Origin of the sequence: Roseomonas indoligenes (assembly GCF_017813365.1) — a bacterium.
In the GTDB taxonomy this organism is placed as follows: domain Bacteria; phylum Pseudomonadota; class Alphaproteobacteria; order Acetobacterales; family Acetobacteraceae; genus Roseomonas; species Roseomonas indoligenes.
The window spans coordinates 190,024-210,748 of sequence record NZ_JAGIZA010000010.1; the positions used below are offsets into that span (position 1 = coordinate 190,024).

22 protein-coding genes and 1 tRNA gene are annotated in these 20,725 nt (G+C 70.1%); 12 read left to right on the forward strand and 11 right to left on the reverse strand.

Annotation, left to right across the window (positions count from 1 at the left end; all coding sequences use genetic code 11):
* The first annotated feature begins 29 nt into the window (after window positions 1-29).
* From J5Y10_RS17115 to J5Y10_RS27960, 3 genes are read left to right on the forward strand one after another with little or no spacing between them, the layout of a single operon-like run.
* The gene (locus J5Y10_RS17115) at window positions 30-467 is read left to right on the forward strand and encodes a flagellar biosynthesis repressor FlbT (RefSeq protein WP_209375240.1); all 438 of its coding nucleotides are present in this window, start codon (window positions 30-32) and stop codon (window positions 465-467) included.
* The gene (locus J5Y10_RS17120; protein WP_209375241.1) at window positions 464-820 is read left to right on the forward strand and encodes a flagellar biosynthesis regulator FlaF; all 357 of its coding nucleotides are present in this window, start codon (window positions 464-466) and stop codon (window positions 818-820) included. The genes J5Y10_RS17115 and J5Y10_RS17120 overlap by 4 nt, the downstream gene beginning before the upstream one ends.
* 1 nt (window position 821) lies before the next feature.
* Complete coding sequence (locus tag J5Y10_RS27960) at window positions 822-1,616, forward strand: DUF1217 domain-containing protein (protein WP_209375242.1); 795 nt, start codon at window positions 822-824, stop codon at window positions 1,614-1,616.
* Window positions 1,617-1,622: 6 nt separating this feature from the next.
* Here J5Y10_RS27960 and J5Y10_RS17130 read toward each other — a convergent pair whose 3' ends face one another.
* Window positions 1,623-2,597: a hypothetical protein gene (locus tag J5Y10_RS17130; protein ID WP_209375243.1), complete on the reverse strand. Its 975-nt coding sequence runs from the start codon at window positions 2,595-2,597 to the stop codon at window positions 1,623-1,625.
* Between the two features lie 49 nt (window positions 2,598-2,646).
* On the reverse strand, window positions 2,647-3,165 hold the full coding sequence (locus tag J5Y10_RS17135; RefSeq protein ID WP_209375280.1) for an adenine phosphoribosyltransferase: 519 nt from the start codon (window positions 3,163-3,165) through the stop codon (window positions 2,647-2,649).
* Window positions 3,166-3,324: 159 nt separating this feature from the next.
* Here J5Y10_RS17135 and J5Y10_RS17140 point away from each other — a divergent pair, with 159 nt between their 5' ends.
* A complete protein-coding gene (locus tag J5Y10_RS17140) occupies window positions 3,325-3,510 on the forward strand; it encodes a DUF2842 domain-containing protein (RefSeq protein WP_209375244.1) in 186 nt (61 codons plus the stop codon).
* A gap of 33 nt (window positions 3,511-3,543) precedes the next feature.
* Here the strand turns inward: J5Y10_RS17140 and J5Y10_RS17145 are convergent, their stop codons facing one another.
* The gene (locus J5Y10_RS17145) at window positions 3,544-4,299 is read right to left on the reverse strand and encodes a TorF family putative porin (RefSeq protein ID WP_209375245.1); all 756 of its coding nucleotides are present in this window, start codon (window positions 4,297-4,299) and stop codon (window positions 3,544-3,546) included.
* A 199-nt stretch (window positions 4,300-4,498) separates the two neighbouring features.
* Window positions 4,499-4,575: transfer RNA gene (locus J5Y10_RS17150), tRNA-Pro, on the reverse strand.
* A 188-nt stretch (window positions 4,576-4,763) separates the two neighbouring features.
* Between J5Y10_RS17150 and J5Y10_RS28500 the strand changes: the two genes are divergently transcribed.
* From J5Y10_RS28500 to J5Y10_RS17165, 3 genes are all read left to right on the forward strand, one after another.
* Complete coding sequence (locus J5Y10_RS28500) at window positions 4,764-6,077, forward strand: LysM peptidoglycan-binding domain-containing protein (RefSeq protein WP_209375246.1); 1,314 nt, start codon at window positions 4,764-4,766, stop codon at window positions 6,075-6,077.
* Window positions 6,078-6,148: 71 nt separating this feature from the next.
* A complete protein-coding gene (locus J5Y10_RS17160) occupies window positions 6,149-6,835 on the forward strand; it encodes a phosphatidylserine decarboxylase (RefSeq protein WP_209375247.1) in 687 nt (228 codons plus the stop codon).
* An 8-nt stretch (window positions 6,836-6,843) separates the two neighbouring features.
* The gene (locus J5Y10_RS17165; protein ID WP_209375248.1) at window positions 6,844-7,686 is read left to right on the forward strand and encodes a CDP-alcohol phosphatidyltransferase family protein; all 843 of its coding nucleotides are present in this window, start codon (window positions 6,844-6,846) and stop codon (window positions 7,684-7,686) included.
* A 76-nt stretch (window positions 7,687-7,762) separates the two neighbouring features.
* On the opposite strand, the gene J5Y10_RS17170 is transcribed toward J5Y10_RS17165, so the two are convergent.
* Window positions 7,763-9,010, reverse strand: a complete 1,248-nt coding sequence (locus J5Y10_RS17170; protein WP_209375249.1) for a CaiB/BaiF CoA transferase family protein — start codon at window positions 9,008-9,010, stop codon at window positions 7,763-7,765.
* Between the two features lie 103 nt (window positions 9,011-9,113).
* Here J5Y10_RS17170 and J5Y10_RS17175 point away from each other — a divergent pair, with 103 nt between their 5' ends.
* Window positions 9,114-9,548, forward strand: coding sequence for a hypothetical protein (locus J5Y10_RS17175; RefSeq protein WP_209375250.1), 435 nt, complete (start codon window positions 9,114-9,116; stop codon window positions 9,546-9,548).
* A gap of 40 nt (window positions 9,549-9,588) precedes the next feature.
* On the opposite strand, the gene J5Y10_RS17180 is transcribed toward J5Y10_RS17175, so the two are convergent.
* On the reverse strand, window positions 9,589-10,749 hold the full coding sequence (locus tag J5Y10_RS17180; RefSeq protein ID WP_209375251.1) for a mandelate racemase/muconate lactonizing enzyme family protein: 1,161 nt from the start codon (window positions 10,747-10,749) through the stop codon (window positions 9,589-9,591).
* A gap of 88 nt (window positions 10,750-10,837) precedes the next feature.
* Here J5Y10_RS17180 and J5Y10_RS17185 point away from each other — a divergent pair, with 88 nt between their 5' ends.
* From J5Y10_RS17185 to J5Y10_RS17200, 4 genes are all read left to right on the forward strand, one after another.
* Complete coding sequence (locus tag J5Y10_RS17185) at window positions 10,838-11,743, forward strand: LysR family transcriptional regulator (protein WP_209375252.1); 906 nt, start codon at window positions 10,838-10,840, stop codon at window positions 11,741-11,743.
* Between the two features lie 69 nt (window positions 11,744-11,812).
* Window positions 11,813-12,784 carry a Bug family tripartite tricarboxylate transporter substrate binding protein gene (locus J5Y10_RS17190; protein WP_209375253.1) on the forward strand — a complete coding sequence of 324 codons (972 nt, stop codon included), beginning with the start codon at window positions 11,813-11,815 and terminating at the stop codon, window positions 12,782-12,784.
* Between the two features lie 13 nt (window positions 12,785-12,797).
* Complete coding sequence (locus tag J5Y10_RS17195; RefSeq protein WP_209375254.1) at window positions 12,798-13,187, forward strand: RidA family protein; 390 nt, start codon at window positions 12,798-12,800, stop codon at window positions 13,185-13,187.
* Between the two features lie 176 nt (window positions 13,188-13,363).
* Window positions 13,364-15,031, forward strand: coding sequence for an L-lactate permease (locus J5Y10_RS17200; protein ID WP_209375255.1), 1,668 nt, complete (start codon window positions 13,364-13,366; stop codon window positions 15,029-15,031).
* Window position 15,032: 1 nt separating this feature from the next.
* Here J5Y10_RS17200 and cueR read toward each other — a convergent pair whose 3' ends face one another.
* The 5 genes from cueR to J5Y10_RS17225 all read right to left on the reverse strand — a co-directional run.
* Complete coding sequence (gene cueR, locus J5Y10_RS17205; RefSeq protein ID WP_209375256.1) at window positions 15,033-15,428, reverse strand: Cu(I)-responsive transcriptional regulator; 396 nt, start codon at window positions 15,426-15,428, stop codon at window positions 15,033-15,035.
* Entirely contained in the window at window positions 15,425-17,833 is a 2,409-nt protein-coding gene (locus J5Y10_RS17210; RefSeq protein ID WP_209375257.1) for a heavy metal translocating P-type ATPase, read from the reverse strand. Before J5Y10_RS17210 ends, cueR begins: the two co-directional genes overlap by 4 nt.
* Window positions 17,834-17,989: 156 nt before the next feature.
* Window positions 17,990-18,316 (reverse strand): hypothetical protein, encoded by a 327-nt coding sequence (locus J5Y10_RS17215; RefSeq protein WP_209375258.1) that lies wholly within the window; start codon window positions 18,314-18,316, stop codon window positions 17,990-17,992.
* Between the two features lie 531 nt (window positions 18,317-18,847).
* Window positions 18,848-19,468 (reverse strand): hypothetical protein, encoded by a 621-nt coding sequence (locus J5Y10_RS17220; protein WP_209375259.1) that lies wholly within the window; start codon window positions 19,466-19,468, stop codon window positions 18,848-18,850.
* A 139-nt stretch (window positions 19,469-19,607) separates the two neighbouring features.
* On the reverse strand, window positions 19,608-20,725 hold a 1,118-nt coding region (locus tag J5Y10_RS17225; protein WP_209375260.1), incomplete at its 5' end, for a phage tail tape measure protein.

Genomic DNA, 20,725 nt, shown 5'->3' on the forward strand with positions numbered 1-20,725 from the left:
ATCGCATGCCACGAAGGAACGCGAAGACCGTGTCCACGCTGGTTCTCGAACTCCGCCAGGGCGACCTGATGGTCGTCAACGGCGCCCCCATCCGTTTCCGCAACCGCGCGCGCATCGAACTGACGGCGAAGGCCCGCTTCCTGTTCGGCAAGCAGATCCTGCCGCCGGAGGCCGCCGACACGCCGGCGCGCCGCATCTACTTCGCCCTGCAGACCGCCTATATCGGCAACGAGGAGGAGAGGGAGTGCGGGCTGGAGGCCGCGCGCCAGCTCATCGCCGAGTTCCAGGCAGCCACCACCTCCAACCTCGCCTCCGCCATGCTCGATCGGGCGCTGACGGCGGCGGAAGAGGACGACTGCTACACCGCGCTGAAGCTCGCCCGCCGCGTGATGCGGCATGAGGAGGCGGTGCTCGGCATCGCCCCGCCCGCCAACACCCGCATTGCGCCGGAGGAGGTGACCGCATGATGCCGCAACCCAACCCAGCACTGGCCTATCGCGCGACACGGGCCGCGCTGCCCGTCCGCGAGCAGGAAGCGGACGTGTTCCGCCGCGTCAACGGCGCCCTGCGCGCCGCGCAGGGGGAGGGAGCGGAGGCCGGGCTGCGCGCCATCCGCGCCCTGGCGGACAACCGCCGCCTCTGGCTCGCGGTGGAGGGCGTGCTGATCGACCCCACCAACGCTCTGCCGGCGCCGCTGCGGGCCTCGATCGTCTCGGTCGGCCGCACGGTTCTGCGGGAGATGGAGAAGGACGAGCCCGATCTCGCCTTCCTTATCGGGGTGAACGAGAACATGGCCGCCGGCCTTGCCATGAACAACTAGCGTGTCGGGCTCCCTCGCTCTCGCCATCCTCGGAAGCGGCACGGCCGGGAGCAGCGGTGCTGATCCCGCCTCGGCGCTGCTTGCCCTGCGCCGTGCCAGCGCGAAGGGGGCTGAGGCGAAGGGCGTGACGCAGGTTGCCAAGGAGGCCGACGTGAAGCTGGCGCTCGCCCGCTTCACGGAGGGCGTCGCCAGGGCCAAGACCGTGGAGGCGGCGCTGCGGGACCCGCGGGTCACGGCGGTTCTGCTGCCCGCGCTCGGCCTTCCGGACGCGGTGGACAGCCCCGGCCTTGCCTTGCGCGCGCTGATGTCAGACCCGAGCGATCCCAAATCCGTGGCGGCAAAGCTTTCCATCACGGATGCGCGCTGGAAGACGGCGGCGGCCACGCTGAACCTCGCCAAGAAGGGTCTGGACGGGCTGCGTGGCGCGACGGTGCAGAAGACCCTGACCGATGCCTACACGTCCTATCAGTGGCGCGTGTCGCAGGACGACCAAGCCAGCGGCATCTCGGATGCCCTCTGTTTCCGGCAACGCGTCTCCACTGGGAAGGAGCTGAGCGCCTATGAGGTGCTGGGCGACGCGGTGCTGCGCCGCGTTGTCACTGGCGCGCTCGGCCTGCCACAGACGATCGCGATCCAGGAGGTGGAGACCCAGGCTCGGGCCATCACCTCCCGCCTGGATCTGTCGAAGCTCACCGACCCGAAGCAGGCGACGAGGCTGGCGGAGCGCTACGTCATGTCCGCCAATTCCGGCACGGCGAGCGGTGCCACGTCAGGCCTGCTGGCGCTGTTTGCCTGAAGGCCCTCAGGCCGCGCGCCAGCCCAGGCGTCGCTCCAGCCAGCTCCGGTAGACCAGGGTCGCGTCCGCGGGCGGGTTCAGCAGCGCGAAGGCGGCCCCGGCCGCGGTGCCCGTCAGCGGCTGCCCGTCAGCCGGCTGGGCGCGCTCTTCCTCCTGCCAACGTGCCGCGGCGCGGCGCCAGGCGGCCACCGTGTCCGCCGGCGTCAGGGGCGGCATGACCAGTGCGGCGCGCATCTGCAGGCCGGCCGCGGCGGCCAGCACCGCCCGACCCTCGGGGCTTCGCCCGGGCAGGGGAGGGATCTCCGTCGCCTCGCCCTCGCCGGTCGAGAGCAGGTACCACGGCACCGCCCCGATCGCCCGTGCCTGGGCCACGGGATCCGCCCCCGTGACGATCAGCGCGTCGGCCTCGCCCGCCGCGAAGGCGGTCTCGGCCGCGCCCGTCACCGGCCGCGCGGCGATGCCCAGCATGTCCAACGCCGCCAGCGTCGCCGCCTCCGGCGCGTCGGGGGAGGGGATGGCCACGCGCAGCGGCGCGCCGCCACGGCCGGGCAAGGATCCGCGCCCGGCCAGCACCGCGCCCTGCCAGCTCGCCATCAGCGGCAGCCAGGTGCCCGGCTCGAACCGCGCCCGGGTGGCGCCGGTCAGCCGCGCGTGACAGGTCCAGCCGGGCAGGACGAGGAGGCGCGGCCCCTCCGCCCCGTCCAGCGTGGCGAAGCGGTTCGCCGCCGTCACCCCGTCCGGCCCGCCGACGACGGAGAGTCGCAGCGATCCCGGCCGGTGCAGCCCCCGCGCCAGCGACGCGGCGGCCCGTGCCGCCCAGCGGGCGCAGCCGCCATCCTCCGGCCCGGGCACCAGGATGGTGAGCCCCTGCTCGGCCTGCGCCCGCGCCGCGCGCGGCAGCCCGGCCAGCCCGAGCAGCGCCAGCCCCGCCGCGCGCCGTCGGAGCGCAGGAGAAGGGGGAAGGGCGGGCGGGGCGGTCATGGGGGCGGAGGCTGACCCGTGCCTGGGGCGGGATTGTGGCACCGTCGGCTTAGTCCTCGTAGGAGATCAGCGCGTCGAAGGCGGTGTCTCCGAGGCGGGCGCGGCCGTTCAGGCCGATGAGTTCGATCAGCGCGGCGGCGGCGGGCACCTCTGCCCCGGCCTGGCGAAGCAGGGCGATGCAGGCGGCCAGCGTGCCGCCCGTGGCGAGCAGGTCGTCCAGGATCACCACCCTGTCCCCGGGCTTCACCGCATCGGCCTGCATCTCGATCCGGTCTGTGCCGTATTCCAGCGCGTAGTTCAGCCCGATGATGGCGCCCGGCAGCTTGCCGCGCTTGCGCAGCATGACGAAGCCCAGGCCCAGTTCCAGCGCCAGAGGGGCCGCCACCAGGAAGCCGCGGCTCTCGATGCCGGCCAGCAGGGTGGGGCGGTGCGGGCGCACGATCTCGGCGAGCTGGCGCATCGCCTCCTTCCAGGCCGGGCCGTGCCGCAGCAGGGTCGAGATGTCGTAGAAAAGGATGCCGGGCTTCGGGAAGTCCGGGATGCCGCGGATGTGCTGCCGCAGGTCGATTCCGGTGTCGGGGGCCGTTACGGCGGGGCTGTCGGTCATCGCGCGGGGCTCCGTCTCGGGGTGGGCCTGCGTCATATGCTGGCCGGGTGCCCCGGATCAAACCGCCCGGGTCCCATCGCGGGACTTGGCGCGCCGGCCGGATTGCGGCAGGGAGCCCGCATGTCGCGCGTCCCCGTTGCCGTCGTCGTCGGAATCCTGGGCTTCCTGCTCTACATCGGGGCGGCGGTGGTCCTCGCCGATCTCGTGCCGCGCCATTGGGCCGCCCAGCTGCTGTACTTCACGGTGGCCGGAGTCCTATGGGCCTGGCCGGCCAGCCTCCTCATGCTCTGGGCGGCGCGGAAATAGGCACCGCACCGCCCGACCGGATCAGCCCACCCCTCAGAAGGTGCGGCTGAGGAAGACCATCGCGCGCGCGTCGCAGATCTTCTGGCCGCCGAAGCACTCCCGCTTGTTGAGGTTGGTGTCGTAGTAGCCGGCCGTGAGCACGAAGTCCGAGAACTTGTAGGACAGCGTCACGTTCCAGTTCGCGAAGTCGGGCGAGCCCCAGCGCGCGTTGTTCTGGATCCACTGGTAGCCCGCGCGGCTGCCGAGCGTCAGGTCGTAGGGCAGGCCGATCTCCACGCCGCCCTCGACGTAGAAGCCGTCGCCGCTCTCCAGCTGGTAGTTGGGCGACCAGTTGAAAGCGCCGAGGACCTTCACCGGCACGGGCAGGTTCGGGATCTCGTAGCTCGCCTTCGCCGCCAGCTCGAAATACTGCAGGTCGTAGGCGCCCAGCCCGTGCTCGTAGCCGGGGTAGGTGTAGGCGATGCCACCCACATCGAGGCTGACGCCGGCGAAGGTCGTCCGCCAGCCGGCCAGCGCGTCGATCTCCTGCCGGGCATTGGTGCCGAGGAAAGCGACGTTGGACGCGAAGGCGCCGACATACAGGCCGGTGGTGTGCTGGATGTCGATCGTGCCCTGCACCGCCGGGCGGTTCCGGGTCTGGCTGACGCCGCGGAACAGGTAGTCGGACGAGACGGTGGGCGTGACGCCGACGGTCAGCCCGGCTCCCTCAAGCTCGAAGGCCCCGGCAGTGCCGGCGGCAAAGGTCAGGCCCAGCGCGAATGCGGCCGCGGCTGCGATCCTGGTCGTCATGACTTCATTCCCCCTCACGCGATGGCGTGGCGAGGCGGTCTATTGCGAGGGCCGTGCCAACCGATATGTGAGATCGCGTAAAAGTCGCGCCCGCCGCGGCTGCCGTCACAAAACTGTTGCCGATGCGCCACGAGCCTGGCGGGTGCCGGGAACGAAAAGCCCCGCATGGCGGGGCCATGCGGGGCTTCGGAGCCGTCATTGGTCGGAGCGAGAGGATTCGAACCTCCGGCCCCTGCGTCCCGAACACAGTGCTCTACCAGGCTGAGCTACGCTCCGTCATGACGGCGTCCGGGCGGCGGCGTATAGCGCCCCCCCGGAGGGACGGCAAGGCCACCCCGGGCGGTCTTTTCTCCGGCCGTCCTGGCGCGCGCTGGGACGGTGCGGGGGACGCCCTTGTGGATTCGCGCCCGGCGCACCATGCGCGCCCTTGTGATCTGCGGCCGGGCGGACGTAGTTACGTCCTCATGACAGACGCATCGCGGCTGCGAGTCGTCGGCGGTGCGGCGGTTCTGGCCGGCGCCCTGGCGGCCGGGGCCTTCTACGGGATGCGGGAGCGCGCGGTGCCGCTGCCGCCTTCCGCCATTCCCGGCGCCTCGACCCCGTCCATCGCGGAGGCGCCGCGGCGCGACGTCCTGCCGCCTGACCGGCCAGCATCCCCCGCGCCGGATGGGCGGCAGGCCGCAACCATCCAGGCCCCGGCCCAGCAAGACGCCCGGCCCGCACGCGCCCCCGAGCCGCCGCGCTTCGACGTGGTGCGGATGGGCGCCCGCGGCACCGTGGTGGTGGCCGGCCGCGCCGCGCCGGGCGCCGAGGTCCTGCTGCTGGAAGGTGGCCGCGAGATCGGCCGGGCCCGGGCGGATTCGCGCGGCGAATGGGTGATCCTTCCCGCCGATCCGCTGGGTGCCGGTGCGCGGGAACTGTCCCTGCGCGCGCGGCTGCCCGGTGGAGACGAGATGACCGGGCCGGATACGGTGCTCGTGGTCGGGCCCGCGCCCACGGAGGGGCAGGTCGCCGCCGCCCAGCCCCGCGAGGTGCCGGCCGCGTCGCGACCCGCCGGGACCCGTGCCGGCTCAGCGCCGGGCGAGGAGATCCGGGTGGCCGAGACCTCGCCCCGCGCGGCCGAGGCGCGCACCGCCGGCGCCACGCCCGGGAATGACGCCGGGGCCGATCCGGGCAACCCGGCCGGGAGCCCCACGACCAAGGCCGCAGCCGGCGCGACCCCCGCCGCGGCGGAGCAACCCCTGGTCCTCCTCCTACCGCCCACCGCGCAGGCGGCGCCGCGCCCGCTTTCCGCCCCCGCCGGGAAGGGTGCAGAGGCCGCGCTGGGACTGGACGTGGTGGATTACGACGACAGCAACACCATGCGCTTTGCCGGCACCGCACCGCCCGGCGCTCAGCTGCGCGTCTATGCGGACAACCGACATCTCGGCGATGCCACGGCCGATCCCGCCGGCCGCTGGAGCCTGACCCCCGCCGAGGCGCCGGAGCTGGGCCGCCACACCCTGCGGGTGGACCAGCTCGGCACCGGGGCGGCCGGGGGAACCGGGCCGCTGGCCGGGCGCATCGAGGTGGCCTTCCAGCGGGAATCCCTGCCCCCCGGCCTGATCCGGGACGGGCGGGTGGTGGTGCAGCCCGGGCACAACCTCTGGCGCATCGCGCGGGACGCCTATGGCCGCGGCATGCGCTACACCGTGATCTTCCGCGCCAACCAGGCCCAGATCCGCAACCCCGCCCGCATCTACCCCGGCCAGGTCTTTGCGGTGCCGGAGGCGCGCTGAGCGGAGGGGCACGGGTTGTCCGGTGGGGTCCGAACAACCATAACCGGACCTTCATTTTTCCGCGGATCGCCATGTCTCTCGGGCACAGCCTGCGCCTCGTCCTCTCCCCCCCGCACCCGGCGGGTCGCCCTTTCCTCATCGGGGGCGGCGCGGTCGCGGTCCTGGGCGGCGCCATCGTCGGCAGCTGGCTGTTCTGGCTTGGGGCGGCCTTCACCGCCTTCTGCCTCTACTTCTTCCGCGATCCGGAGCGGGTGACGCCCGCCCGGCCAGGCCTCTTCATCGCGCCGGCGGATGGACACATCGTCTCGGTGGAGCCGGCCGTGCCGCCCGAGGAACTAGGGCTCGGCCCCGCGCCGCGCTGGCGGGTCGCGATCTTCCTCTCCGTGCTGGACGTGCACGTGAACCGCGTTCCGATCGATGGAACCGTGACCCGCGTGGCCTATCGCCACGGCGCCTTTGTCAACGCCTCGCTGGACAAGGCGAGCACGGACAACGAGCGCAACGCCCTCGCGATCCGCATGGAGGACGGGCGCGACATCGCCGTGGTGCAGATCGCCGGCCTCATCGCCCGCCGCATCCTCTGCGACGTGAGGGAGGGCAGCCGGGTCCGCGCCGGCGACCGCTTCGGCATCATCCGCTTCGGCAGCCGCACCGACCTCTACCTGCCGGAGGGCGTGCGCCCGCTGGTTGAGGTGGGCCAGACCACCATCGGCGGCGAGACGGTTCTCGCCGACCTCTCCCGTCCCACCGGCGGCTGAGGCGCGGCATGGCCGAGATCCGCCGCTTCCGCCTGGCGCGCCAGCGCCGGCCGCGCATGTCCGGGCAGTCCTTCAACCGCCTGCTGCCGAACATCCTGACGATGCTCGGCCTCTGCGCGGGCATGACGGCGATCCGCTTCGCCATGGACGACCGCTGGGAGCCGGCGGTGACGCTGATCGTCGTCGCCACCTTCATCGATGGGCTGGATGGCCGGCTTGCCCGCCTGCTCCAGGCCACCTCCCGCTTCGGGGCGGAATTCGACAGCCTCTCGGACTTCCTCTGCTTCGGCGTCGCGCCCGCCTTCATCCTCTATCTCTGGTCACTCCATGAGGCGCGGGGCTTCGGCTTCATTCCCTGCCTCCTCTTCGCGGCCTGCATGGCGCTGCGGCTGGCGCGCTTCAACGCGGCCATCGACGCGCCCGTGGCGCCCGGCTCCGTCCCGCGCCCGCCAGGCTTCTTCACCGGCGTGCCAGCACCGGCGGGCGCGGGGTTGGCCCTGTTCCCGATCTTCGCTTCCCTCGCCTTCGAGGGCTGGGGGCTGGACCGGACGGCACATGCCGTCCGCCACCCCGTCTTCGCGGCGGTCGTGCTGGTGCTGGTCGCGGGGCTGCTCGTCAGCACGCTGCCCACCTGGTCGTTCAAGAACTTCAAGGTGCCGAGCCATGTGGTGCTGCCGCTGCTGCTCGGCGCCGCATCCTACGCCGCGCTGCTGGTGGCGGAGCCCTGGGCCGCCCTCGCTGCTGCCGGCATCCTCTACGCCATCATGATCCCGCTCTCGCTACGCTCCTACCGCCGCCTGCGGGCGGAAGCGACGCGGCGGCTGGCGGAGGCCGAAGCCCCGGCGGGCTGAGAGCCCTCAGCCCACCCGGAAAGCTGGACGGAGGTGGCCGCTGGAAGAGCAGCCACTTCCGGAGAATGGGGCCGAACTAGCCCCGCGGCGTCTCCACCAGGATGCCCTTCTCCTTCAGCGCCGCGATCTCCTCCTCCGAGTAGCCGGCCGCCGAAAGAACTGCATCGCCGTGCTCGTTGAAGCGCGGCGGCACGGCGCGCGCGCCGCCCGGCGTGCGGGAGAGCTTGATGGGCGTGTTCAGCGCCCGGAACTCGCCGATTTCCGCCACCATGTTGCGCGCCTTGGTGTGCGGTGCCGCCACGGCCTCGTCCACGTAGAGCACGGGGCCGGCGGGCAGGCCGGCCTTCAGCATGCGGTCACAGAGGGCGTGCCCGTCCTCCGTCGCCAGCCGCGCCTCCAGGATGGTGGTCAGGTCCGCGCGGTTCACCACGCGGTCCCCGTTGGTGGCAAAGCGCGGGTCCTTCGCCAAATCGTCCAGGCCGAGGAAGGCGCAGAACTTGCGCCAGGCCGGATCGTTCCCGCAGGCCACGAAGATCTCGCAGGTCGCCGTGCGGAACTTGGAATAGGGCGAGATGTTCGGGTGCGGGTTGCCCGTGGCCGCCGGGCGCTTGCCGTTCAGGAAGTGGTTCGCGGCCTGCGGGTGCAGCAGCGCCATGCCGCAATCGTGCAGCGTCATGTCCACATACTGCCCGCGGCCGGAGCGCTCCCGCTCCTGCAGGGCCATCAGGATGCCGATGGTGGAGTAGAGGCCGGTGGCGAGGTCCACGACGGGCGTTCCCATCCGCAGCGGCCCGCTCCCCGGCTCGCCGTTGATGGACATCAGCCCGACCATGGCCTGCACGATGGCGTCGTAGCCCGGCAGCCCGCCCAGCGGTCCCTCGCCGCCGAAGCCGGAGACGCGGCAATGCACGAGCTGCGGGAACTTCTGGGAGAGGGTGTCGTAGCCGATCCCCCACTTCTCCATGCTGCCGGGCTTGTAGTTCTCGATCAGCACGTCCGCGCCATCCAGCAGGCGCAGCAGGACCTCCCGTCCCTCTGGCTTGGAGAGGTCCAGCGCGATGCTCCGCTTGTTGCGGTTCACGCCGAGGAAGTAGCTGGCGATGCCGTCCTGGAAGGGCGGGCCCCAGGCGCGCACCTCGTCGCCCTGGGGCGGCTCGATCTTGATCACCTCCGCCCCGTGGTCGGAGAGGATCATGGTGCAGTAGGGACCGCCGAGGACGCGGGTGAGGTCGATGACCCGGATGCCGGCCAGGGCGCCGGCGCTGACGGCGCCCGGGGCGGGGCTGGTCCCGGCCTGGGGGGCAGGGGGCGGCGCATCGGTCATCGGGTGTTCCTCCATTCCGCCGTTCTGCCCCTGCCGCGCCCGCGGCTCAAGGTCGGTCCCGCCCGTTGCGGTGGCGGGAGGGGCGCTGCAGGATGCGGTTGCGATGGACCCCAAGCCCCTCCGGACCTCCGAGGCGTTCTGGTTGAGCAGCATGGCCGGGGCCTATGCCGGCATCACCGTGCAAAGCCTGTTCAAGATGGGGGGCGTGCCCCTGTCCGAGCTGTGGACCGTCCCCGTCATCATCCTGGGCTACGGAACGCTGTCGATCCCCTTCGTCGCGCTCGGGCTTCTCGTCTTCGGCCTGCCCGCGACGCCGCTGCTGCGCCGCCACGCCGGCCGGTGGTGGGTGGGCGTCGTCGCCGTGCTCTGGGGCGCGCTCGCGGGCCGGCTCGTGTTCTACGCCATCGACCACGGCCTGTTTTCCGGGAATTACCGCTTCAGCACCGTCCGGTTCTCCGACATGGGCATCATCTACGGCGTGCCCACCGCGCTGGCCTGGTGGCTCCTCCAGCGAAGGCGGCTCCTGCGCGCGGCCTGACACGGCCGCGGATCCGCGGTCGTGCCATGCGCCACCCCGGTCAGGCGGCCAAGTCGCGCATTACCTTGATGAGGTCCGACTTGCCCTCGAAGCCGATGCCGGGAAGGTCGGGCATGGTGATGTGCCCATCCTCCACCCGCACGCCGTCGGGGAAGCCGCCATAGGGCTGGAAGAGGTCCGGGTAGCTCTCATTCCCGCCCAGGCCCAGGCCGGCCGCGATGTTCAGCGACATCTGGTGCCCGCCATGCGGGATGCAGCGGCTGGGTGACCAGCCCGCGGTCTTCAGCACCTCCAGCGTGCGCTGGTACTCGCAGAGGCCGTAGGAGAGGGCGCAATCGAACTGCAACCAGTCCCGGTCCGGCCGCATCCCGCCATAGCGGATGAGGTTGCGCGCGTCCTGGTGGCTGAAGAGGTTCTCGCCGGTCGCCATGGGCGCCGGATAGAACTCGGCGAGCTGGGCCTGGAGGTTGTAGTCCAGCGGATCGCCCGCCTCCTCGTACCAGAACAGCGGATAGTCCCGGAGCATCTTGGCGTAGGCGATCGCGTCCTCGAGGTTCAGGCGGCCATTGGCGTCCACGGCCAGCTGCGCCTTCCCGTCCAGCTCCTTCAGCACGCCTTCGATGCGCGGGCGGTCCTCGGCGACGCCGTTGCCGATCTTCATCTTCACGACGGAATAGCCGCGGTCGAGATAGCTCCGCATCTCCGCGCGCAGCTGCTCGATGCCCTTGCCCGGGTAGTAGTAGCCGCCGGCGGCATAGACGAAGACGCGCGGGTTCGCCTCCCGCCCGTGACGTTCCGCCAGCAGCCGGAACAGCGGCTTGCCGGCGATCTTCGCCACCGCGTCCCACACCGCCATGTCGATGGTGCCGACGGCGACCGAGCGCTCGCCATGGCCGCCCGGCTTCTCGTTCTTCATCAGCGTCGCCCAGATGCGGTCCGGGTCCAGGTTGTCGCCCGCATCGTTCAGCAGGGCGTTGGGATCGGCCTCCAGCAGTCGCGGCGCGAAGCGCTCCCGGATCAGCCCGCCCTGGCCGTAGCGGCCATTGGAGTTGAAGCCGTAGCCCACCACGGTCCGCCCATCCCGCACCACGTCCGTCACCACGGCGACGAGGGAGAGGGTCATCTTGCTGAAGTCGATATAGGCATTGGCGATGGAGGAGGCGATCGGCGCCGTCACTTCCCTCACGTCCACGATCCGCATGGCATTTCCCCTTCTGGCGGCGCGGACAGTGCCCCGTGCGGCGCGGCAGGGCCAATGCCGATCGCGCCTCGCGTGATAAGGGTTCGGCATGACGCTCGACCTCTCCCAGATCGAGGATTTCCGGGCCCTCGCGGAGACCGGGAACTTCTCCCGCGCCGCGACCCTGCGCCACGTCACCCAGCCCGCCTTCAGTCGCCGGATCCGCGCCCTGGAGGACTGGGCGGGCACCCCGCTGTTCGACCGTGAGGCGCACCCGATCGCCCTGACCCCGGCGGGGGAGGCGCTGCGCCCGCTGCTGGCCGAGGCGCTGCGCTGCCTGACGGAGGGCCGCGACGCGGCGCGCGCCGCGGCCGAAGGGGCCCGCGCCACGCTCCGCTTCGCCGCGACCCATGTCCTGTCCTTTACCTTCTTCCCGGTTTGGCTGCGGGCCCTGGAAGGTGGGGCGCCGCCCGGCGCCGTCTCCCTCGTCTCTGACAGCCTCCTGGCCTGCGAGGCGCTGATGCTCGGCGGCCAGGCCCAGTTCCTGCTCTGCCACCACCACGAGGCCGCGCCCTCCCGCCTGGATCCCGCGCGCTTCCCATCGCACCCGGTCGGCACGGACCGTCTCGTGCCTGTGGCCGCGCCGGATGGGCCGGCGATCGGCGAGGGGAGGGGGGCGCTGCCCTTCCTCGCCTATAGCCGTGAATCCGGCCTGGGCCGCATCCTGGCCGCGGCGCTGCCGGAGGAGATCGCGGCCAGGCTGGACGCCGCCTTCACCGCCCACCACGCCGCGACGCTGCGAAGCATGGCGCGCACCGGCCGCGGCATTGCCTGGCTGCCGGAGAGCCTGGTGGCGGAGGACCTGACAGACGGCACCCTGCGCCGCGCCGGCCCGGCCGCGCTGGAGGTGGCGCTGGAGATCCGCGTGATCCGCCCCCTGGCACTCGGTGCCGCGGCGGAGGCCTTCTGGGACCAGGCAACCCGGCCCGCGAAAGCCCGCGCGCCCATGGCATAGGCGTTGCTACCCTCTGCTGCGACCGGGCGCGGGACCTTCCCGCCGCGAACCCGCCAGAGGACCCTTCCCATGCACCGCCGCGCCCTCCTCGCCATGCCCGCCCTGCTGGCCGCGCCGCTTCTGGGCGGGCCGGCCCTGGCGCAGGACTGGAAGCCCGCCGCCCCCGTGCGCTTCATCGTTCCCTTCCCGCCGGGCTCCAGCATCGACCTCGTCGGCCGACTGGTGGCGGACGGCGCCGGCCCGGTGCTCAGCCAGAACGTGGTGGTGGAGAACCGCCCGGGCGCGGGCACGCTTGTCGCCGTGCAGGCGGTGAAGACGATGCCGCCGGACGGCCAGGCGGCGCTGGTGGTGGCGAACAGCTTCACCGTGAACCCCAACCTGCACAAGCCGAAGCCCTACGACCCGCTGGCGGACTTCACCCCGCTCGCGCTGCTGGTGGAGATGCCGCATGTGGTGGTGTGCCACCCCGGGCTGGCCGCGAACTTCCAGGAGTTCCTGGCGAAGGCGCGGCAGCCCGGCCAGGGCCTGTCCTTCGGCAGCAACGGCCAGGGCACCAGCCAGCACATGGGGATGGAGCACCTGAAGCTGCTGGCCGGGCTGAATGCCCAGCACGTCCCCTATCGCGGCACGCCGCAGATGATGACGGATCTCCTTGCCGGTCGGGTGGACTACACCTTCGCCAACATGCCGGACGTGCTGCAGATGATCCGTGAGAGGCAGGTAGCGCCGCTCGCGGTCGTCGCCAGGCAGCGACACAGGCTTCTGCCGGACGTGCCGACACTGGCGGAGCTGGGCTTCCCGCAGGTGATCTCCGATTCCTGGTACGGCGTGGTCATGCCCGCCGGGGCTCGGCCCGAGGTAGCGGCGGGGCTGAGCAAGGCCTGGCTGGACTCGCTTAACCGCCCGGCCACGCGCGCGAAGATGGAGGAGTTGGGGCTGGACATTCTCGGCGGAGGCCCCGCCGACCTGGTCACCCGCATTCAACGCGACACGGGGGTCTATGCGGAGGTGATCCGCGCCGCCAACCTGCAGCCCGGCTGAAACAGGACAAACCATGACACCGCTCGAGCACATCCAACCCGCCGACCAGTTCAAGGTGGCCGCGCCGCTCTCGCCCGCGGTGAAATGCGGCAACCTGCTCTACATCTCCGGCATCCCCGCCTATGACGAGAACGGCAAGCTCGCCATCGGCGACTTCCCCGCGCAGATGACGCAGGTGATGAAGAGCATCACCGGCATTCTGAAGGAGGCCGGTGGCGATTGGTCCCGTGTGGTGAAGGTGAACGTGCTGCTGACGCGGCGCGAGGACTTCGAGGAGATGAACCGCATCTACGCCGCGCATTTCCCGGATGGGAAGTATCCCGCGCGCACCACCGCCATCGTCTATTCGCTGCCGCGCCCCAACTTCCTGCTGGAAATCGAGGCCGTGGCTGTGCTGGCTTAGGTCCTTTCCAGGCGGCATGGCATCGGGGATGAGCGGGGCTTTCCCCGCCCATGCCGGCCAGCGCGGCGCATTCGTTTTTCTTCCCAAACACTGGCTTTCCGATACTCTCCTTCCAGGAGCGGGACGGGCGGTCGCCACGCGCGACGCCGGAAAACCACCGTTCCGGAGGGAACGCGATGTGGAACCAGGTCTATAACCCGTTCGGGAATGCGGCCCTTTCGACGATCGCCGCAGCGATCCCCGTTGTCATGCTGCTCGTGCTGATCGCGACGAACAAGGTGAAGGCGCATGTCGCCGCCGTCATCGCCCTGGTGGCGGCAAACCTCGTGGCGATTCTCATCTTCACCATGCCCGCGGGCATGTCGATCCGCGCCACGATCCTGGGTGCCGTCAGCGGTTTCTTCCCGATCGGCTGGATCGTCCTCAACGTCATCTTCATGTACCGGCTCACCGTTGCCACCGGCCGGTTCGAGACCTTGCAGCGCGCCATCGGCGGGGTCACGCCGGATCGCCGGCTCCAGCTGCTTCTCATCGCCTTCGCCTTCGGCGCCTTCTTCGAAGGGGCTTCCGGCTTCGGCACGCCGGTCGCCGTGACGGGCGCGATCCTCATCGGGCTGGGCTTTTCGCCCCTCGCGGCCTCCGGCCTCTCGCTCATCGCGAACACGGCGCCAGTGGCCTTCGGCGCCCTCGGCACGCCCATTGCGGGCCTCGCCAGCGTCACGGGGATGGACCCCTATCTTCTCGGCGCGATGGTCGGGCGGCAGTTGCCGCTGTTCTCCCTCATCGTCCCGTTCTGGCTCATCTGGGCCTTCGCGGGCTTCCGCGGGATGATGCAGATCTGGCCGGCCATCCTGGTCTGCGGCATCTCCTTCGCGGTTCCGCAGTTCCTGATCTCGAACTACATCAATCCCTGGATCGTCGACATCGGCGCGTCGCTCATCTGCATGGCTTGCCTGATCGGCTTCATGAAGGTCTGGCGCCCGAGGGAGCTGTGGCTCTCGCCCGCGCTGCGCGTGCGGGATGACTCCGCGGCGACCATGCCGCCCCGCGCGCCCGCGAATGAGGAGCGCCCGAGCCGGAAAGAGGTCTGGGCCGCGGTGACCCCCTGGATCATCGTCTGCGTCATCCTTCTCGTCTGGGGCACGGGCTGGTTCAAGGGCGCGGTGAATCCCTGGGCCACCTGGAACTACCCGGTGCCCGAGCTGCACAACATGATCGCCAAAGTGGCGCCCGTCGCCCCGCGGCCGACGCCGGAGGGGGCCGTGTTCTCCTTCACCTGGCTGTCCTTCACCGGCACGGGAATCCTGATCGCGGCGATCATCTCGGCCGTCGTCATGGGCTTCTCGCCCGGCGCGATGATCCGGGAATACGGGCGGACCATCCGGGTCTGCGCCTTCTCGCTCATCACCATCTCGGCGATGCTCGCCATCGGCACGCTCACCCGCCTCTCCGGCCTGGACGCGACGCTGGGCCTCGCCTTTGCGGGGACCGGGGTGCTCTATCCCTTCTTCGGCACGCTGCTCGGCTGGCTCGGCGTGGCGCTGACGGGATCGGACACTGCGTCCAATGTCCTCTTCGGGAACCTTCAGAAGATCACCTCGGAGCAGCTCGGGCTGAACCCCGTGCTGATGGCCGCGGCCAATTCATCGGGCGGCGTGATGGGCAAGATGATCGACGCCCAGTCCATCGTCGTCGCCTCGACGGCAACGAACTGGTTCGGGCATGAGGGATCGATCCTGCGCTTCGTCTTCTGGCACTCCATCGCGCTGGCCTGCCTCGTCGGGTGCTTCGTGATGCTCCAGGCCTACGTGCATCCCTTCACCAGCATGGTGCTGAGCCAGTAGATCAGCCCCGTTCGCCCGCCAGCCCTTCCAGGATCGGGCAATCCGGCCGCGCATCGCCATGGCAGTGCGCGGCCAGGTGCCGCAGGGTGGAGGCCATGGCGGAAAGGTCGCGCGCCTTCTCCTCCAGCGCCTCCACATGCGCGAGCGCGAGGCGCTTCACCTCCGCGCTCGCCCGCGCCTTGTCCCGCCACAGCGCCAGCAGCCCCGCGATCTCCGACAGGGAAAAGCCGAGGTCCCGCGCGCGCCGGATGAAACGCAGCGCGTGGACATCCGCCTCGCCGTAGTCGCGGTAGCCGGAATCGCGCCGCGCGGCGGCAGGCAGCAGCCCCACCGCCTCGTAGTGGCGGATCATCTTGGCCGAGACGCCGGTGGCGCCGGCCGCTTCCCCGATCCTCATGGCGCGAACCCCCGCAGCCGCAGCGCATTGCCGACGACGAAGACGCTGGACAGCCCCATCGCCGCCGCCGCCAGCACAGGGGAGAGCAAGCCGGCCACCGCCACGGGGATCAGCACCACGTTATAGGCAAAGGCCCAGAAGAGGTTCTGCCGGATGTTGCGCAGCGTGGCGCGGCTGAGCGCGATGGCGGTCGCGATGCCGCGCGGGTCGCCCGACATCAGCACGACGTCCGCGCTCTCGATCGCCACATCCGTCCCCGTGCCGATCGCGATGCCGACATCCGCCGCCGCGAGAGCGGGCGCGTCATTGATCCCGTCACCGACGAAGGCCAGCGCTCCGCGGCCCTTCAGGCGCCGCACGGCCTCCACCTTCTCTTCCGGCAGCACCTCCGCCTCAACTTCGTCGATGCCCACAGGGCGGGCGATGGCCTCGGCCGTGCGCCGGTTGTCCCCGCTCACCATCGCCAGCCGCAGCCCCATCCCGCGCAGCGTCGACATGGCGGCTGGGGTGGAGGGACGCAGGGGATCGGCCACGGCCAGGATCGCTGCCAGCCGCCCGTCCACCGCCGCATAGACCGGGCTGCGCCCAGCCTCGCCCAGCCGCGCCGCCGCCGCCGCGAAGGGCGAGACGTCGACGCCGAGCGAGGCCATGTAGCGGTCCGCGCCGATCTCGACACGTTGCCCGCCCACGCTCGCGCGCAGCCCCATACCGGGCAGAGCCTGGACATCGCTTGCCATGGGAACGGAAATGCCGCGCTCCGTCGCGGCCGCGCGGATGGCGGCGGCCACGGGATGCTCGCTGCCGGACTCCGCGGCGGCGATCAGCGGCAGCAACGCCGTCTCCTCGAAGCCCGGCGCGGCGACAAGGTCGGTCAGCGCCGGCCGGCCCTCAGTCAGCGTGCCCGTCTTGTCCATCGCCACCACGGAAACGCCCTGCAGCGCCTGCAGCGCCGCGCCCCGCCGGAACAGCACGCCCAGCTCCGCCCCGCGCCCGCTCCCCACCATCACGGCAATCGGCGTGGCCAGCCCCATGGCGCAGGGGCAGGCGATGATCAGAACCGCCACCGCCGCCACCAGCGCCTGCGCCACGCCGCCGCCCAGCAGAGTCCATCCCAGGAAGGTCAGCGCCGCCACGCCGATCACGGCGGGCACGAACCACAGCGTCACCCGGTCCGCCAGCGCCTGGATCGGCAGCTTGCCGCCCTGCGCCTCCTCAACCAGCCGCGTGATCCGCGCCAGCACCGTGCCCGAACCGACCGCCGTGGCCCGCAGGCGCAGCGCGCCGGCGCCGTTCACCGTGCCGCCCACCACCACATCGCCCGCGGTGCGGCGGACGGGCACGGACTCGCCCGTGACCATGGATTCGTCGATGTGGCTCTCGCCCTCCAGAACCACCGCGTCGGTCGGCACGCGTTCGCCCGGCCGCAGGCGCATCACGTCGCCCGTGCGCAGGCCGGAGGCGGGCACCTCCACCTCCTGCCCGCCGCGCTCCACCCGCGCGACCGCCGGCTGAAGGTCCAGCAGCCGCCGGATCGCTGCCGAGGCCCGCCCGCGGGACCGCGCCTCCATCCACCGCCCGAGCAGTACGAGCGCGACGATGACGGCCGAGGCCTCGAAATAGACGTGCCGGCTCCCCTCCGGCAGCAGTCCGGGCGCCAGCATCACCGCGGCGGAGTAGGCCCAGGCCGCCAACGTGCCGAGCGCGACGAGGCTGTTCATCTCCGGCGCGCCCCGGAACAGCGCGGGCCAGCCGACCCGGTGAAAGCGCAGCCCCGGCCCGAAGACCACGGCACTGGCCAGCGCGAACTGGACCCAGTTCCAAACGCCGCCAATCGCGTCGTGGACCGCCGGCAGCAGGTGCCCGCCCATCTCCACCAGGAACAACGGCACGGCGAGGGCGGCCGCGACCAGCGCGTCCCGCCGCAGCTCTGATTCCTCGGAAATCGCCCGCGCGCCGTGGCCGGCGCGATCCCCCGGCACCGCCTCCGCAACCGGCTCGTAGCCGGCCTCGCGGATGGCGGATTCCAGCGCCGCGCGGTCCACCGCGTCCGGCGCGTGGCGCACCGTCGCGCGCCCGGTCGCGAAATTGACGGAGGCGCCGTTCACCCCCGGAAGGGCTGCGAGCTGCCGCTCCACCCGCCGCGCACATCCGGCGCAGGTCATGCCCCCCACGGCAATCTCCGTGGCCTGCTCCGGTGAGGCGTAGCCGGCTGCCTCCACCGCGGCCCGCAGCGCTCCGGCCTCGATCGCCTCGCCCTCGATCGTGGCGCGACGCGTCGCGAGGTTCACGCTCGCCGCCGTCACGCCGGGCAGTGCGGCCAGGGCACGCTCAACCCGGCCCGCGCAGCCGGCGCAGTGCATGCCCTCGACGGGAAGGGTGATCCGGGTGGTCTCGGCAACGGGCATGGAGGGAACTCCTTCGCCGGTGCAGATGGGGATTCCTATCATGGGAAGGTCAAGGGGTGCCGAAAGCGTTGTTTTTGTGCGGGTTGTAGGCGTGCCATGCCCGAATTCGCCCACTTTCGAGAACAGAAGAGGTACAGTGAAGCGCAAGCGGTCTCGCTACGCGGTGCCGAGTTGAGGCTCTCCGGGGGTATGGCGAATTACTGCTGGTAAGAGAGGAGCAGGGACAAGCGCCGCTTCGGTCTCGGTCTCGTCGGTCTTCCAGGGCGGGATCTCGGTGAAGGTCGGCGGGTTAGCAGCCTCGGTCGCTGCGATGATCTGCGCGACGGGGATGGGGGCTGGCGTGGGCTCCTCGTCCCCTTCCTCCGGGTCGGGGGTCGGGTTGAGGGAGGCGTTGTAGGCGGCGCGAATGGCTTGGGGGTGGTTCAGCCCGGTCTCTACCCGGAGAAAATCTCCGAGTAGCTCCCAGTTTTCCGCCAGCCACATAGCGTCGCTTCGATACCTCGGCTTGAGGTTCCCGAATCCATTCTTTTGGCACCACTGCCCGAAGCGCTTGTCGCTTACCTCGGCGCGACGTCCAATGAGGACGGCCCCTCCGACGTCTCGCCAATCTTCGCAAAGCATCTTGGCGCTGGCCTGGATGCGGGTCCAAGCCGCCTGCCCGGCTTCCACCGAGTAAAGTACTTTAGTCGTCGTGGTTGGTGCCAGAGTGGGCGCCATGAGGTTACTCCGTAAGCTAGATTCAAAAGACCGCCCGAAGGCGGTCTCATGACGCTTACCGACCGCCGTGCTTGCGCCGGTACATCTCGGCGCAGCGTTTCCACAGATCGGTCTTGCCCTTCTTCGGGCGGCCTGCGGCGTTGGCCATCCCCCAACCTAGCCCGAAGGCGGCAAGCCGCTGGAGGCGCCTTCAGGACTCTCCTGGGCCGTGTGGAATTACTGCCGGTAGTAGAGGAAGAGGGTCAGCGGGCGTCTCTCGGAATTACTGCCGGTAGTAGAGAAGAAGGCACTGAAGGCTCATTCGACATCAACGCCAGTAGTAGGGGAAGAAAAGCGAACGTCAGACGCTAGCAACAGCAACTGCCGATGCCTCGCTTCTCCCGATGCGACTAACCGTGCCAAAATTTCAGCAATCTCCGGATCAGGGATCTTCGCCCCGCGAAGGATTTTTGAGGCCCTGGCCAAGCTCTCCGCCTTTACGGCTTCTACGTGACCACGTGTGAGCCTTATTAGCGTCATATGATTTCGGTGAACCATTTGAAGAATCAGTACGAATAGTGAGCAGAAGCATACGCCGATCAGAGATGCTGCTATATCGGCTATTCTCCCAAGCGCATCAACTACGAGAAGAGATAAGATGCCTACGACAACTGTTTTCAAAACTGTTCCGTGAGTAGCGACTGCGAGTTGCTTAGGGTTGTCCGCCATCTCTAGATTCCAGTAGAAGTCCCTAACGACGTCGGTCGCTCGGATCATTGCCCCCTTCTTCGTGGTGCGCGAAAGATAATCTATAAAAAGAGGCAACGCTGTTCTGTCAAGTATGTGTTTCATGACCCATGCGGCCAAGAAACCCAGAATCCCCATGGTCAATGCATTCAAACTGGGAATAGTTACAAGTTCCTTCCAGCTCTCCGTCATCTTTATCCTTCAGGCGCTTCGGCGCATCGGGAACAATCAACCATAGCGGCCCAGATCAAGCAATTCATCTCGGGACTGTTGAGGCGAATACCCTAACTCCACGACGGACTTGGCCACTTCGAAAACTGGAGCGCGCGGGTTAAGCCGCCTTCGCCCGCATCATCTGACTGCGCGCCGTCGAGGCACTGGACTCAGAGGCATCGGCCCCGCGCTCCACGCCTTCCGCGATCCGCTGAGCCTCGCCCAGCTGCGCCCGGCCAACCTCAACCAAGGCCTCGCGCAGGCTGGCCACTTCCTTCCGGAGAAACCGTATTTCGGGAGCCGAAGGGTCGCTATCGCTAGGGGCACCCCCGATCATGACCGGCGGGGGCAGGACCGCCCTGACGCCAAGGCTTCCATCGGCCGCGCGCGTAAGCGGCATGATGGCCTCAGGCCCGGCTTCGCCCATCACGTTCATCCGTCCATCAGCCGACCCGAAGAAGGTAGGGCTGCTGACGATGCTGTTCGTGTAGGCGTCTCCCATCGCGTGCTTGAGGAGGCGGCCCCGATCAAAGGCCCCGCCGAGGGCGAACTTCTTGTTGGGGTCCCAGTTGGAGCCGAGATCAACCGACGCATACTCAGCGCGCCAAGTGTGACTGCCTTCGTCGTACCGCGTAACGATGGGCAGCTGAGAGCCGCCGCCGCGAGTGTCGATGCCCCCCTGAAGGGTGCTGTTGACCGCACCAACCGCCGAATTGATGGACTTCAGAGTGTCCAGAACGCTGCCCTGAAGGGTCAGATTGATCGATCCAACGCCGCTGGAAACGGTCCCCAGGACATCCACCGACCTGCGGCTCTCGTCGCGGACGTCGAGCATGCGGGCGGCGGCAGCGTTGTTGGCGTCCAGGGCCTGAAGGCTGGTATCACGCAACGTCGCGATGGCGCCGTACTGAAGACCGGCGGCAGCGGCGGCCTGCGTGTCGCTGCGCGTCATGCAGATCTCCAGCGCGGCCCGCATGGCGGCGCCGTTGTCGTTGGCAGCATCGATGATGCCGCCAGCATTGACCGCGTCAGCTGCCCAGCCGATCCCGGCGTTGGCGTTCAGGGCGGCGATGGTCGCCCCGTAACCCGCCTCAACGGCGGCCTTCGTGATCTTAGAGCATTTCCGGCTTGCACAGACTCGCGGGTTCTGATTCGACGCTGTTGTTGAGCAGCGAGGCTGGAGATGACGGCACCTCTGTCGCAGGACCTGCGCAAGCGCCTGGTCCGGGCTGTTGA

Coding starts and splice junctions, on each gene's coding strand:
- J5Y10_RS17120 (WP_209375241.1), top strand. CDS start 464: ATGATGCCGCAACCCAACCCAGCACTGGCCTATCGCGCGACACGGGCC.
- J5Y10_RS17130 (WP_209375243.1), bottom strand. CDS start 2,597: ATGACCGCCCCGCCCGCCCTTCCCCCTTCTCCTGCGCTCCGACGGCGC.
- J5Y10_RS17140 (WP_209375244.1), top strand. CDS start 3,325: ATGTCGCGCGTCCCCGTTGCCGTCGTCGTCGGAATCCTGGGCTTCCTG.
- J5Y10_RS17145 (WP_209375245.1), bottom strand. CDS start 4,299: ATGACGACCAGGATCGCAGCCGCGGCCGCATTCGCGCTGGGCCTGACC.
- J5Y10_RS28500 (WP_209375246.1), top strand. CDS start 4,764: ATGACAGACGCATCGCGGCTGCGAGTCGTCGGCGGTGCGGCGGTTCTG.
- J5Y10_RS17160 (WP_209375247.1), top strand. CDS start 6,149: ATGTCTCTCGGGCACAGCCTGCGCCTCGTCCTCTCCCCCCCGCACCCG.
- J5Y10_RS17165 (WP_209375248.1), top strand. CDS start 6,844: ATGGCCGAGATCCGCCGCTTCCGCCTGGCGCGCCAGCGCCGGCCGCGC.
- J5Y10_RS17170 (WP_209375249.1), bottom strand. CDS start 9,010: ATGACCGATGCGCCGCCCCCTGCCCCCCAGGCCGGGACCAGCCCCGCC.
- J5Y10_RS17175 (WP_209375250.1), top strand. CDS start 9,114: ATGGACCCCAAGCCCCTCCGGACCTCCGAGGCGTTCTGGTTGAGCAGC.
- J5Y10_RS17180 (WP_209375251.1), bottom strand. CDS start 10,749: ATGCGGATCGTGGACGTGAGGGAAGTGACGGCGCCGATCGCCTCCTCC.
- J5Y10_RS17185 (WP_209375252.1), top strand. CDS start 10,838: ATGACGCTCGACCTCTCCCAGATCGAGGATTTCCGGGCCCTCGCGGAG.
- J5Y10_RS17190 (WP_209375253.1), top strand. CDS start 11,813: ATGCACCGCCGCGCCCTCCTCGCCATGCCCGCCCTGCTGGCCGCGCCG.
- J5Y10_RS17195 (WP_209375254.1), top strand. CDS start 12,798: ATGACACCGCTCGAGCACATCCAACCCGCCGACCAGTTCAAGGTGGCC.
- J5Y10_RS17200 (WP_209375255.1), top strand. CDS start 13,364: ATGTGGAACCAGGTCTATAACCCGTTCGGGAATGCGGCCCTTTCGACG.
- cueR (WP_209375256.1), bottom strand. CDS start 15,428: ATGAGGATCGGGGAAGCGGCCGGCGCCACCGGCGTCTCGGCCAAGATG.
- J5Y10_RS17210 (WP_209375257.1), bottom strand. CDS start 17,833: ATGCCCGTTGCCGAGACCACCCGGATCACCCTTCCCGTCGAGGGCATG.
- J5Y10_RS17215 (WP_209375258.1), bottom strand. CDS start 18,316: ATGTGGCTGGCGGAAAACTGGGAGCTACTCGGAGATTTTCTCCGGGTA.
- J5Y10_RS17220 (WP_209375259.1), bottom strand. CDS start 19,468: ATGACGGAGAGCTGGAAGGAACTTGTAACTATTCCCAGTTTGAATGCA.